The organism is Maribacter sp. PR66 (genome assembly GCF_028464205.1).
GTDB lineage: Bacteria > Bacteroidota > Bacteroidia > Flavobacteriales > Flavobacteriaceae > Maribacter > Maribacter flavus.
Genome location: NZ_JAQPCH010000001.1, coordinates 710,228 through 722,580, shown reverse-complemented (window position 1 = coordinate 722,580; position 12,353 = coordinate 710,228). Strand labels below are relative to the sequence as shown.

Annotated in this window: 12 protein-coding genes and 1 tRNA gene; 7 read left to right on the top strand and 6 right to left on the bottom strand. The window is 43.5% G+C overall.

What is annotated here, in order from left to right; genetic code table 11:
• Positions 1-109 precede the first annotated feature (109 nt).
• Positions 110-1,357, top strand: coding sequence for a mechanosensitive ion channel family protein (locus tag PP181_RS03080; RefSeq protein WP_272635943.1), 1,248 nt, complete (start codon positions 110-112; stop codon positions 1,355-1,357).
• A 98-nt stretch (positions 1,358-1,455) separates the two neighbouring features.
• Here PP181_RS03080 and PP181_RS03075 read toward each other — a convergent pair.
• Together PP181_RS03075 and mce are read right to left on the bottom strand one after the other, a co-directional pair.
• Positions 1,456-1,529 (bottom strand) — tRNA-Ile (locus PP181_RS03075).
• 89 nt (positions 1,530-1,618) lie between these two features.
• Positions 1,619-2,020: a methylmalonyl-CoA epimerase gene (gene mce, locus PP181_RS03070; RefSeq protein WP_154917779.1), complete on the bottom strand. Its 402-nt coding sequence runs from the start codon at positions 2,018-2,020 to the stop codon at positions 1,619-1,621.
• 64 nt (positions 2,021-2,084) lie between these two features.
• On the opposite strand from mce, the gene rbfA reads away from it, so the two are divergent.
• Complete coding sequence (gene rbfA, locus PP181_RS03065) at positions 2,085-2,477, top strand: 30S ribosome-binding factor RbfA (protein WP_154917778.1); 393 nt, start codon at positions 2,085-2,087, stop codon at positions 2,475-2,477.
• A 3-nt stretch (positions 2,478-2,480) separates the two neighbouring features.
• On the top strand, positions 2,481-3,692 hold the full coding sequence (locus PP181_RS03060; RefSeq protein WP_272635942.1) for an ABC transporter permease: 1,212 nt from the start codon (positions 2,481-2,483) through the stop codon (positions 3,690-3,692).
• Here the strand turns inward: PP181_RS03060 and dusB are convergent.
• From dusB to PP181_RS03045, 3 genes are all read right to left on the bottom strand, one after another.
• Positions 3,689-4,687, bottom strand: coding sequence for a tRNA dihydrouridine synthase DusB (gene dusB / locus PP181_RS03055; RefSeq protein ID WP_272635941.1), 999 nt, complete (start codon positions 4,685-4,687; stop codon positions 3,689-3,691). The genes PP181_RS03060 and dusB overlap by 4 nt on opposite strands.
• Positions 4,688-4,819: 132 nt before the next feature.
• Positions 4,820-5,119 (bottom strand): hypothetical protein, encoded by a 300-nt coding sequence (locus PP181_RS03050; protein WP_272635940.1) that lies wholly within the window; start codon positions 5,117-5,119, stop codon positions 4,820-4,822.
• Between the two features lie 18 nt (positions 5,120-5,137).
• Positions 5,138-6,364, bottom strand: coding sequence for a M28 family peptidase (locus PP181_RS03045; RefSeq protein ID WP_272635939.1), 1,227 nt, complete (start codon positions 6,362-6,364; stop codon positions 5,138-5,140).
• 32 nt (positions 6,365-6,396) lie between these two features.
• On the opposite strand from PP181_RS03045, the gene PP181_RS03040 reads away from it, so the two are divergent.
• From PP181_RS03040 to PP181_RS03025, 4 genes are read left to right on the top strand one after another with little or no spacing between them, the layout of a single operon-like run.
• Positions 6,397-7,503, top strand: coding sequence for a TolB family protein (locus tag PP181_RS03040; protein WP_154917773.1), 1,107 nt, complete (start codon positions 6,397-6,399; stop codon positions 7,501-7,503).
• A 17-nt stretch (positions 7,504-7,520) separates the two neighbouring features.
• Complete coding sequence (locus PP181_RS03035) at positions 7,521-8,282, top strand: prolipoprotein diacylglyceryl transferase (protein ID WP_272635938.1); 762 nt, start codon at positions 7,521-7,523, stop codon at positions 8,280-8,282.
• Complete coding sequence (locus PP181_RS03030; protein ID WP_272635937.1) at positions 8,254-9,648, top strand: radical SAM protein; 1,395 nt, start codon at positions 8,254-8,256, stop codon at positions 9,646-9,648. Before PP181_RS03035 ends, PP181_RS03030 begins: the two co-directional genes overlap by 29 nt.
• The gene (locus tag PP181_RS03025) at positions 9,645-9,857 is read left to right on the top strand and encodes a hypothetical protein (RefSeq protein ID WP_272635936.1); all 213 of its coding nucleotides are present in this window, start codon (positions 9,645-9,647) and stop codon (positions 9,855-9,857) included. The genes PP181_RS03030 and PP181_RS03025 overlap by 4 nt, the downstream gene beginning before the upstream one ends.
• A gap of 1 nt (position 9,858) precedes the next feature.
• Here the strand turns inward: PP181_RS03025 and PP181_RS03020 are convergent, their stop codons facing one another.
• Complete coding sequence (locus PP181_RS03020; RefSeq protein WP_272635935.1) at positions 9,859-12,264, bottom strand: outer membrane beta-barrel family protein; 2,406 nt, start codon at positions 12,262-12,264, stop codon at positions 9,859-9,861.
• Positions 12,265-12,353 lie beyond the last annotated feature (89 nt).

Below are 12,353 nucleotides of genomic sequence, written 5' to 3'. Positions count from 1 at the left end.
CTAAATGTAATCAATTTACCCTTAATTTCAATTACTTAGCAACCCTCCAACAAAGGTATCGATAGTTGATGCCAAAAAAAATAATAGGAATAATTGATACTTTTGCAGCATGGAAAAAGAAACATCCAGGCTACTTTACGACTACTTGATAAAGACCGGAATCAGCGAAACGCTTGCCGCATATTTAAACCTGACCATCCTGATGGCCGCGGTACTCGTTTTGGCATGGATTCTGGACTGGGTCATTTGGAAGTTTTTAAGGGCCTTTTCCATAAGGATTGCCAGGCAATCAAAGACCAATTTCGATAATTTTTTGGTTGCCAATAGGGTGCCTAGGTACTTTGCCCATCTGGCACCTATGTTTCTCCTGTTCAAAACGATGCCCGTCGCTTTTATCGATTTTGACTTCGCCCGCGGCATTGCCATGAAAACCCTGCAAGTAATGTTGGTACTCTTGGCCTTGTCAATCATCAAACGTGTATTCAGGAGTATCAATGATTACCTAAAAACCAAACCAAGGTTTAGGGACAAGCCCCTGGATAGCTACATACAGGTATTTATGATTTTTGGCTGGTCCGTAGGTATTTTGGCCATTCTGGCCATAGTGACCAACGTACAGGTCTGGAAATTCTTTACGGCCTTGGGTGCTGGGTCGGCCATAATTCTTTTGATATTCAAGGATTCCATTTTGGGTCTTGTGGCAAGTATCCAAGTAAGCGCCAATGATATGGTACGCATAGGCGACTGGATCACCTTTGATAAATATGGGGCGGACGGGGATGTAATTGAGATCAATCTCGCCACGGTCAAGGTGCAAAATTTTGATAAGACCATTACCACCATTCCCACCTATGCCTTGATATCCGACTCCTTCAAAAACTGGAGGGGCATGCAGGAATCGGGAGGGAGACGGATCAAAAGGGCCTTGAACATCAGTCAAAAAAGTATTCGTTTTCTCTCCGATAAGGATGTGGAAGCGCTCAAAAAAATCCAATTGATACAACCGTATTTATCCGACAGAAACGAAAAAATAAAGGCCTTCAATATAGAAAATGGACGGAACAAGGAACTGGCGATCAACGGTAGAAACCTCACCAACATAGGCGTCTTTCGCAAGTATATTACGGACTATTTGGAAAACCACTCTGCCGTGAATAAGGGCATGACCCTGATGGTTAGACAACTGGCTCCTACCCCGCAAGGTATTCCTTTGGAAATCTATGCCTTTAGTGCGGACAAACGCTGGGAAAACTATGAATATGTGATGGCGGACATCTTCGATCACCTAATGGCGGCCCTTCCCTTTTTCGATTTAAAGGTTTTTGAGCTCCCGGTGGATTTTGGACAAAACGTTTAAGAATCTTAACGAATTGAAGTCCCAATAATACCATTCTCGCCCAAAGTTCATTCCACAAAAAAAGTCCTAGCTTACGCTAAGACTTTTTGACCACTCCGTGGTCCCACCTGGGCTCGAACCAGGGACCCCCTGATTATGAGTCAGGTGCTCTAACCAGCTGAGCTATAGGACCCGCAAATTGCGGATGCAATATTACCACTTATTTTTATATGCCACAACATTTTAGGTTGCCAATTCAACCGGTCCGCAATGACCAATTGCCTATTTGATTTCTTGGCATAATTCTATCAATATACCGTTCGTGGACTTAGGATGCACAAAGACCACCCATTTATTATCGGCGCCTCTTTTTGGTTCATCACCCAAGACTTCAAAACCCTCTTGTTTTAAACGCGCTATTTCGGAACGAATATCGGCTACTTCAAAAGCAACATGGTGAATACCCTCGCCCTTTTTTGCCAAAAACGTGGCAATGGGGCCGTTATCGTTCAAGGACTCCAAAAGCTCTATTTTGTTGGGGCCATTTTTAAAAAAAGAAGTTCTAACACCTTCAGAGGCAACCACCTCTTCCTTATAAGGTGCCTCTCCCAACAATTTTTCGAACAGCGCATTTGAATCTTCCAAATTTTTTACGGCAACTCCCAAATGTTCAATTTTTTTCATCACTTACAGTATCTGTGCCCTATAGAATAATAACAAGATACATTATTCTATGTATTTTTGCCGTATGGAAACACAAAGACAACGAAAAATCGCCGGGGTCATTCAAAAGGATATTGTAGCTATCCTTCAAAAAGCCGCCATAGAAGGTGGACTTAGGGGTACCTTGATTTCCGTTTCCAAGGTTTCCGTCACGACCGACCTTTCCATAGCCAAGGTCTACATCAGTATATTTCCAACAGAACAGGCCAAGGAATTGTTGGAAGGCATTAAATCCAACCAGCCCTTGATCAAGCACGAACTGGCCCAACGTACCCGAAACCAATTGCGCAGGGTTCCGGAATTGTTGTTCTATTTGGACGACTCGCTCGATTATATAGAAAAAATAGAAAAGTCCTTGAAAGGGGAGGAAAACCCTATTGAGAACAGGGACTTGTTGCCAAGAAGAAAAAAGTCCTGATTCTTGAACTTTCCGCTCTATATCGCCAAAAGATATGTGCGCTCCAAGAGCTCACAAAATGCGGTAAACATCATTAATTTTATCACTTTTCTTGTCATCGTCATTGGTTCAGCGGCGCTTTTCATAGTACTTTCCGGCTTCGCGGGACTTAAAACTTTCAGCCTTTCCTTCACCAATTCCTTTGACCCGGAGCTGAAGGCACAACCCACATTCGGAAAATTCTTTTCCATTACCCCAGAACAAGAACAACGCTTGGCCGGTATCAGTGGCCTGGCCTACTATTCCAAGGAAATTGAGGAAAAGGTATACCTGGAACATAAGGGAAAAAATCACATTGCCTACATCAAGGGCATCGATTCCAACTATACCAAGGTGGTAAATACAGATAGCATATTGTATTTAGGAAACTGGACCATCAACGACCAACAGGTGGTTTCGGGGATAGGTATTGCGAATATCCTTAGCGTTACCATCAATCAATTTCGAAGCCCTATGCAGATCTATGCCTTTAAGCCAGGCAAGGGATCCCTTTCCCAAGGAGGCGTTGGTGTGAGTGCTTTGTATAACCGACTTCCCGTCATCATTGGAGGTGTATATGCCGTAGAGGCCGATTTGGACAATAAATACGTTTTTGCCGACCTTTCCCTGACCCAAGCCTTATTGGAAAAAACCGAAAACGATATTTCCGGTATCAATTTTAAATTGAAGGATGGTACGGATGAGCAAACCGTCCGTTCCGAAATCGAGGAGGTTTTAGGGGATTCTGTCATGGTAAGGAATCGGCAGGAATTGAATAGCACCCTCTATAAAATGCTGAATACCGAAAATATGGCCACCTACCTCATCTTTACGCTGGTGTTGATCATTGCACTGTTCAATGTGGTGGGGGCAATTATCATGATGATCTTGGACAAACAACAGAATTCCAAAACCTTGTACAGTTTGGGAACTACCATAAAGGAATTGCGCAACATTTATTTTGTTCAAGGAATCTTGGTTACAGGATTTGGGGGATTGATAGGGGTATTGCTGGGGTCGCTATTGGTATGGTCCCAGATTTTCTTTGGGTGGCTTAAGATTACACCCTCTTTGGCCTATCCGGTTGAATTTCAATTGATCAATGTTTTGACCGTGTTAGCGACTATTCTGGTATTAGGCTTTATCGCTTCCAAAATTGCCAGCAGCCGAATCAATAAAAAGTTGATTGCAGCTTAAACTTGCTCGAACTGATAGTCTCCAAATTTTTCAAGCACCTCATCAAAGGCATCAAAAACATCCACGGCATCATCGCTGGTGACCATTTTCATACGGTATTCCTTAAAATTGGGAATCCCTTTGAAATAATTGGTATAATGTCTTCTGGTTTCAAAAACGCCTAGTTTCTCCCCCTTCCAGTCTATGGACATCTGTAAATGCCTTCTTGCGGCGTGCACGCGTTCTTGCATGGTTGGAAGGGCAAGATGTTCACCGGTCTTAAAATAGTGTTTTACTTCCCTAAAAAACCAAGGATATCCAATACTGGCCCTTCCGATCATGGCACCGTCAAGTCCGTATTCATCGCGCATTTTCATAGCGGCCTCGGGAGTGTCCACATCCCCATTTCCAAAAACGGGTATATGCATCCGGGGATTGTTCTTTACTTCCGCAATAGGTTCCCATTTTGCGTAGCCCTTATACATTTGGGCACGGGTACGCCCATGAATGGAAATGGCCTTGCAGCCAACATCCTGTAAACGTTCCGCAACCTCAACGATTTTTATGGAATCCTCGTCCCAGCCCAAACGGGTCTTCACCGTAATGGGGAGTTTGGTATGTTTTACCATGGCATCCGTAAGGGAAACCATCAAGTCGATATCCTTCAAAATACCAGCGCCTGCACCCTTGGATACTACTTTTTTGACCGGGCAACCAAAATTGATATCTATGATGTCCGGGTTTGATTTTTCCACAATCTCCACGGATTGCAACATACTATCCAAGTTGGCCCCAAAAATCTGAATGCCCACAGGACGTTCCTTTTCGTAAATGTCCAACTTCATAACACTTTTGGCAGCGTCTCGAATTAGGCCCTCTGAAGAAATGAACTCGGTAAAGACCACATCGGCTCCCTGCTCCTTGCATAAAGCACGAAAGGGTGGATCACTCACATCCTCCATAGGAGCCAGTAGCAACGGAAAATCAGGTAGTTCTATATCACCGATTTTGGGCATAACCAAATCATTTGAGGTGCAAAAATAGTAAAAAACGGTCTTTACAAAGGATGCTAATTCAACCCTCCCCATTCCTTTTTCATGGAAGCACCCCTCCATAATTAGGGAGGGGAGCTTTTTTGGGTTTTAAATTCAGCAGGTAACATAAATGAATTTTAGGGAGTAAACCGGCCTATTTTGGGATACGTAGTAAATCCGGGAGTCCTTGGAATTGGCCAAAGGAAATCGCCCACAGAGTATTCCGATGCAATCGGAAACGGCCTGGGCGATGCGGGCCAAAGACTTCTTGGATTTCAAGTATCCCAGAATCAGCCTAGCCTTTTTGGATACTTTTTCGGCGATGGAAAAAGTATCAGAAGAAAAACCCGGACCCTCCGCGTTCCATTTTCGCGAAACACCCATCCCTAATAAGGAAAAGAAACTTTGAAGCAAAGACCTTTTTATTTCAACCTAAAACGAAATAGTTGCTTTGATTTTCTCGCCATTGCGATTAACGATAACTTCCGTGGCATCGCCCTCCTCAAAAATGGAAAGTGCGCGCATGTAGCTCATCATATCCGTTACGGTACTGTCGCCCAATTGAATGACCACGTCCCCCTTTTGGAGTCCGGCCGCGGCTGCAGGCCTACCGTCGGTAACGCCGTCTATGCGCATCCCATTTCCATCAAATAAATAATCGGGCATTACACCCAGGGCTACTTTAAATCGTGGGGTTTCCTCACTTTCGTTTTTCGTTTTTCTAAAGGCCAGCTTTGCGTCGTCGTCCAAATCATAGATGACGGAAAGGATGTAATCCGTGATCATTTCCATCCCTTCATAATTCAGTTTGTCGAAATCGTCCGAAGGCTTATGGTAATCCTCGTGTTGCCCCGTGAAAAAATGCAGTACGGGAATATCCTGTAAATAAAAAGAGGTATGGTCGCTGGGTCCCACACCAGATTCGCTCAACACCAATTTGAATCCGGGGTTGTTACTGTTCAATACCTGACTCCAAATGGGAGCCGTTCCGGTGCCGCTAATGGAAAGGGTCTTATCCTCGCGCATGCGCCCTACCATATCCATGTTGAGCATGTAATTCGCCTTTGACAAATCGATCGTGGGGTTTTTTGAGAAATAATTACTCCCCAAAAGGCCCATTTCCTCTCCGGAAAAGGCCATGATAAGGTAGTTGTGCCGTGTTATCGTATCCATGAGTTTAGCCGCCAATTGCAACAATACGGCCACACCGCTGGCATTATCGTCCGCCCCATTGTGAATGGCCTCGCCATCGGCATACAAAGAGCCTTCTCCCCCCATCCCCAAATGGTCGTAATGGGCGCCAATGATAACGGTCTTATCGGCCTTATTGTCAATATACCCTATGACATTGGTTCCGGTAATGGTGCTATCGCCATCCACAAATTGTACTTCGGCATGCGGGTCATTTTTCGGCTTGAAACTAAAGGTCTGGAAATAGGTGCCTGAGTTCCCTTTGGGCAACAATCCAATACTCCGCATACGTTCTTCCAAATACCGGGCCGCCTCTTTTTCGTACGGAGTACCTGTTTCACGCCCTCGTAGGCTGTCGTTCGCCAAAAAGGCTACATCTTCCCGTAGGGTGACCTTCTTTTGTACTTCTTGTTTGCAGGAGGTCAATACAATAAAAAATACGGACAAAAGTATTAGATTGCGCGGCATAGCTTTTATTTTTGACAAAAATACGCATCTCCATGAGAATTTTATTCCTTTTAGGGCTTATCTGCCTTGTTTTCAGCTGTAAAAACGAAACCAAAAAGACCGAAACAACTCCCGAGCCAACCACCTCCTTAATGGCGGGAGAGGACACCTTAATCTATCCGGAAGAAAAGTATTTTAAAAGCATCCGGCAGATCACTTTTGGCGGGGACAATGCGGAAGCTTATTGGAGTTGGGACGACAAACAGATGATCTTTCAATCCAACAATACGAACTGGGGCCTTAATTGCGATCAAATGTTCTTGATGAACGTGGCCGATGGTATTACGGATTCCATTCCTCCCATGGTCAGCACTGGGTACGGACGTACCACCTGTGCCTATTTTTTACCGGACAACAAACATTTTGTATACGGTTCCACCCATTTGGCGGATAAGGAATGTCCTGAAGTACCGCTTCGCAAAAATGGGAACTACGTCTGGCCCGTCTATGATTCCTTTGATATTTTTGTGGCGGACCTGGAGGGAAATATCACGGCGCAATTGACGGATGAGCCCGGATATGATGCCGAGGCGACCGTTTCCCCAAAAGGCGATAAAATCGTATTTACTTCCACCCGAAGCGGCGATTTGGAACTATACACCATGAACCTGGACGGAACGGACGTAAAACAGATTACCAACGAACTGGGCTATGACGGTGGGGCTTTTTTCTCCCCGGACGGTACCAAGCTTATTTTTAGGGCATCCAGACCCAAAACCCCCGAGGCCATAAAAAAGTATAAGGATTTATTGGCCGAAGGCTTGGTAGAACCAACGGAAATGGAGCTCTTTATATGTAATGCCGATGGAAGCGATTTGAAACAATTGACCTTTTTGGGAAATGCCAACTGGAGCCCGTTCTTTCATCCTTCGGGGAAAAAGGTATTGTTCTCCAGTAACTTTGAGGCCGAAAAGGGATTTCCTTTTAACCTCTATTTCATCGATATAGACGGTAAGAATTTGGAACGAGTAACCCATGGGGAAACGTTTGATGCCTTCCCTGTTTTTTCCAACGACGGTAAATACTTGGCCTTTTCCAGCAACCGAAATAATGGTGGCACCAGGGATACGAATCTCTTTATTGCGGAGTGGCAAGAGTAGCATTTTATTGCTTTTAAATGACCATCCCCTTTGAGCCCGTCATTTTTGGTATACATCTGAACATGCACCTCATATTGGAGTATGTTGCCTTCTTTGTAGGATTTCGTTATTATCTTTTCCTAAGGAAAAATTCCACGGACAATATATCCTCCAACAACCGACTTTCCATTATTATCGGAGCCATTTTTGGCGCCCTTTTTTTCTCACGAGTGGTCGCCTTTTTGGAAAACCCCTTTCTACATTGGGAACAAGGGTGGGTTGCTATTTTGAACAATAAAACCATTATGGGCGGACTTTTTGGGGGGTTGATTGGGGTGGAACTGTCCAAAAAAATAATCGGGGAAAAACAGTCATCCGGAAATCTATTTACCCTCCCCATTATTTTAGGAATCATTATTGGTAGGATAGGCTGTTTTGTATCGGGTATCAAGGAGTTTACCTATGGGAAGGAAACCTCATTTTTTCTAGGAATGGATTTGGGCGATGGTGTCTATAGACATCCCATAGCCCTGTATGAAATCGTATTCCTAACAGTCCTTTTTATACTCATAAAAAAGTTCCGGAAACGACGGGAGCAATTTGAAAGTGGCATGCATTTCAAGATTTTTATGATTTGTTATTTTTCTTTTCGCTTCGGCATCGAATTTTTTAAACCGAACACCTTTTTGGTTTTGGGGTTGAGCAGCATCCAAATTTTATGTCTAATTTGCCTGTTATATTACTGGAAGACTATCCGCCAATTCTTCACTCATGCCCGAAGCAAAATACACCTATTATGACTATACGATAAGCCTTTGTCCAGACTGTCTACGCAGGATCGATGCTAAAATCGTCTTTGAGGATGAAAAGGTGTATATGTTGAAAAACTGTCCGGAGCATGGGCGTTCCAAGGTGTTGATTGCCGATGACATTCCCTATTATAAGAATATAAGGAACTACAATAAAGCTTCGGAGTATCCTAAGACTTTCAATACAAAGACCCTTTACGGATGCCCCTATGATTGTGGGCTTTGTCCTGATCACGAACAACACTCCTGCTTAACGGTCATTGAGGTAACGGACCGATGCAACCTAACTTGCCCCACCTGTTACGCGGGCTCTTCCCCTACCTATGGCAGGCACAGGACCTTGGACGAGGTTAAAGCTATGTTGGACGCGATTGTAAAAAACGAAGGGGAACCGGATGTGGTTCAGCTTAGTGGCGGCGAACCTACCTTACATCCTCAGTTTTTTGAGATTTTGGACTATGCAAAGTCCTTGCCCATTCGGCATTTAATGGTCAACACAAACGGCATACGCATCGCCAAGGAATTTGATTTTGCGGAGCGACTTGCCACCTACATGCCGGATTTTGAAATCTACCTACAGTTCGATTCCCTGGACAATCACGTTTTACGAACTTTGAGAGGGGCAGACCTGGCGGATATCCGCCTTAAGGTATTGGAACATTTGAACCAAATCAACCTATCGACCACTTTGGTTGTTACCCTTCAAAAGGGGTTGAACGACCACGAAATGGGAAAGACCATAGATTTTGCCCTACAACAAAAATGTGTGCGCGGGATAACCTTTCAACCCACACAGATAGCTGGGCGGTTGGAAAATTTTGAGGTGGACGAAAACAGGATTACGCTTACGGAGGTTCGTAGAAAGATTTTGGAACAATCCCCTATTTTTGAGCCGGACGATCTTATCCCGGTTCCCTGCAACCCAGATGCTTTGGTCATGGCCTATGCCTTAAAAATTGACGGGGAAGTGAGTCCCTTGACCCGCTATGTAAATCCGGACGATTTATTGAACGAAGGAAAAAACACCATCATTTATGAACAGGACGAACAGCTCCATGGAAAGATGATCGAACTTTTCAGTACCGGAAATTCTGTGGAAAAGGCATCGGAGAACCTAAAAAGCATCATGTGCTGCCTCCCGGAAATCGATGCGCCGGAACTTGGTTATGACAACCTTTTCAGGATAATCATCATGCAATTCATAGATGCCCATAACTTTGACGTAAGGGCCATAAAAAAATCCTGTGTGCATATTGTGAACAAGGACAATAAAATAATCCCCTTTGAAACGATGAATCTTTTCTATAGGGATGATAAAATAAATCGGTTACAAGAATTACAAAAAGAAATAGTATGAGTTTAATTCCAATGGAGGTAGGGAATTTGGATGGTTTGTTCGTGCTGATACTTCTCATCATGTTTGGTCCGGCCGTACTTTTGGGAATCATTGGCGTTGTTTTGATTGGTAAAAACAAAAAGAAGGGAGGCAAGATCTTTATGATTCTGGCAGGTGTCTACATGCTGATTAGCCTTGGAGTGTGTGGGTCGATGATTATAGGGCTGTAATTTAAATCCTATCCCCCTCGTCCGTACTTTTTCGTTTTTGGTTGTCCCGTATTTTGTTGTTCCCAAACCTATATCTGAACCCAATATAAAACAATCGCGTTTCCCTTCTGGAAAAAGTGCTGTTGTCCTGATTGAGATAGTTACGGGTATAGAAGAAGTTGCCATCGTTGAAGACATCATCAAAGGAAAAGGACAATGCCGCCCTTCGCTGCCAAAACGTCTTGCTAAGTGAAAGTATAAGTTGGCTTGTGGATTCCCTTCTGGAATTACCAAGTACCATTGGCGAGGAGTACCTGAAAAGAACATCCGCATATAGGGAACGATTCTTTAAGAGCGTAAAATAATTGTTGAACCTAACGTTTCCCGTCCATAAACCATTGCTTAAGATCGCTCCGCTATCGATATCCCTAAAACTAGTCTGTTTATTGTAATAGGTAAGTAACAGGTAGGTATCCCAAAAACCCGTCCAACGCTTATTCATTCTAAACTCGGCACCATAAGTGACATTGGATTCCAAATTGACGCTCAAAAAACGGAGCAAATTGCTTTCATTGTCTTGGACCACTTGCTCAAAGAAATCATTGTTATCATTAAAATAATAGACTTCCAATGAATAATCCCTTTTGATGCCGTACTCCAAGGAAACATAGTTCCTAATGGCGGGCCTTAGATTTGGGTTGCCCTCTACCACCGTATTGTTGCTCTGAAAAAATTGGAATGGGTTTAAATCACTATATCTAGGCCTCGTAATCCTTCTGTAGTACCGCAAGGCCAAATTGTGCTTGTTTTTGAAATCATGTTGGGCTGAAACAGAGGGAAAAAGCTCCAAATAGGAATTTTTAATAGGCTCACTTGCCGTGTCCAGGTCTCCTGTAGTCTCCGTGTATTCAGACCTAAGCCCCATGTTCAATTGCCAAGTGTCCCAATTGTTGTTGAGACTTGCATAGCCCGCCATAATCTTCTCGTCATAGTCAAAAACACCCGCCTCTGTTGGGTCAATACCCGGTTGGGTCCTATCAAAACCTGTTTGGCCAATGGTCGATTGGGAGTTAATACCGGAATACCGCATACCTGTTTCCAAGGTGGTGGTTTTTTTTATGGGGTTGTTGTAATCTACTTGGGCACTGTAGATGGCCGTCTTTTGGTTGGATTGTGTGGTGAAATCATTATCCCCGGTAAGAATCCCGTCGCTGTCAAAAAAATCAGTATCCAAATCCTGTCCCCTGTTATATTGATAATAGGTATAATTGGAGGCCAGGGAAATTTGTTCGCCTTTCTTATTGAACTTATGGGTCCAGTCCAGATAATATGCCGAGTTAAGGGCGTCATAATCGGAATCGTTTACTGTTAGAAAACTGGATAGTAAATCACCTGAAGTATCTTCAATGAGGGTGCTGGAATCGATAAACCTATTGGCGGGAGCCGTAAACGAATTGATCGTAGAAAAACTAAGGCTGTTTTTGTCATTGACCTGATAATCGAAAAACCCATTAATGTTATGTTCATTGCTCCTGGTAACGGTCCTTTGTTCGGTCGTCCATACGTCCGTAATAGCTCCGGAGTCGAAAAAATTGGTAATGTCCGTAAACCTTCTTAAATCCTTGCTTTTTCTAAAACTGTAGGAAAGTGAAAAATCGGTTTTCTTGCCCTTAAAAAAGTGATCGGTACCGATTATATGTTTTGGGAATACCGCCTGTGTGTATCTATTGTAGACGGACCCATTATATCCGGCAATGAGGTTTTTCTTCATTTTTATGTCTAACAAAAGTCCGCCCTCAGCACTGTATTTGGCCGGAGGATTCAAGATTACCTCCACGGATTCCACATTGTCGCCGGAACTACCCGAAAGCAGATTGACTATATCGGCTTGCGGGATGTTCACCAACCTGCCATTGATCATGACCCCAATATTGGAACTCCCTTTGATGTTGATCTTATCGTTCACGATGATAACACCCGGGGTCTGTTTTAAAATGTCCCAGATATTCCCTTGGGACAAGGAAGTATTTTCAACGTTAAAAATGAGTCGGTCCGCCAATTGCTCTATAGTAGGTTTTTTATACACGACCTCAACCTCATCCAATTGGGTCTCGGTCTGTAGAATGATCAAATCCTCTGTTCTCAAATCCGTGGAAACCTGTATGGAACGGGTTTCACTTGTATTGTCTAAATAACTCGCAGATATTAGATAGATTCCTTTCTCAACGTTGTTCAGGATAAATAGGCCCGACTCGTCCGTAGCGGCACCTTGAATCAATATCGAATCCTGATTCTTCAATAAAACGTTTGCAAAGACTAGGGGGTCTCCGTTTTGGTCTTTTACACTACCCGAAATTTCAAACTCTTGGCCCTTTATTGATATGGAAATAAGTAAAATGAAGAAAAGGAGTGGAAGGGCTGGCTTCATTGGCTAATGGTAGTCGCAAGCGAATATAAAAAAGTTATTCGGAAATATCTTACAGCAAATGTTTCTATGTAAGAATATTGTATGAACAG

Excerpts from the sequence above, each read along its gene's own strand:
- PP181_RS03080 (WP_272635943.1), top strand. The coding sequence starts at position 110 with ATGGAAAAAGAAACATCCAGGCTACTTTACGACTACTTGATAAAGACC.
- mce (WP_154917779.1), bottom strand. The coding sequence starts at position 2,020 with ATGAAAAAAATTGAACATTTGGGAGTTGCCGTAAAAAATTTGGAAGAT.
- rbfA (WP_154917778.1), top strand. The coding sequence starts at position 2,085 with ATGGAAACACAAAGACAACGAAAAATCGCCGGGGTCATTCAAAAGGAT.
- dusB (WP_272635941.1), bottom strand. The coding sequence starts at position 4,687 with ATGCCCAAAATCGGTGATATAGAACTACCTGATTTTCCGTTGCTACTG.
- PP181_RS03045 (WP_272635939.1), bottom strand. The coding sequence starts at position 6,364 with ATGCCGCGCAATCTAATACTTTTGTCCGTATTTTTTATTGTATTGACC.
- PP181_RS03040 (WP_154917773.1), top strand. The coding sequence starts at position 6,397 with ATGAGAATTTTATTCCTTTTAGGGCTTATCTGCCTTGTTTTCAGCTGT.
- PP181_RS03035 (WP_272635938.1), top strand. The coding sequence starts at position 7,521 with ATGACCATCCCCTTTGAGCCCGTCATTTTTGGTATACATCTGAACATG.
- PP181_RS03030 (WP_272635937.1), top strand. The coding sequence starts at position 8,254 with ATGCCCGAAGCAAAATACACCTATTATGACTATACGATAAGCCTTTGT.
- PP181_RS03025 (WP_272635936.1), top strand. The coding sequence starts at position 9,645 with ATGAGTTTAATTCCAATGGAGGTAGGGAATTTGGATGGTTTGTTCGTG.
- PP181_RS03020 (WP_272635935.1), bottom strand. The coding sequence starts at position 12,264 with ATGAAGCCAGCCCTTCCACTCCTTTTCTTCATTTTACTTATTTCCATA.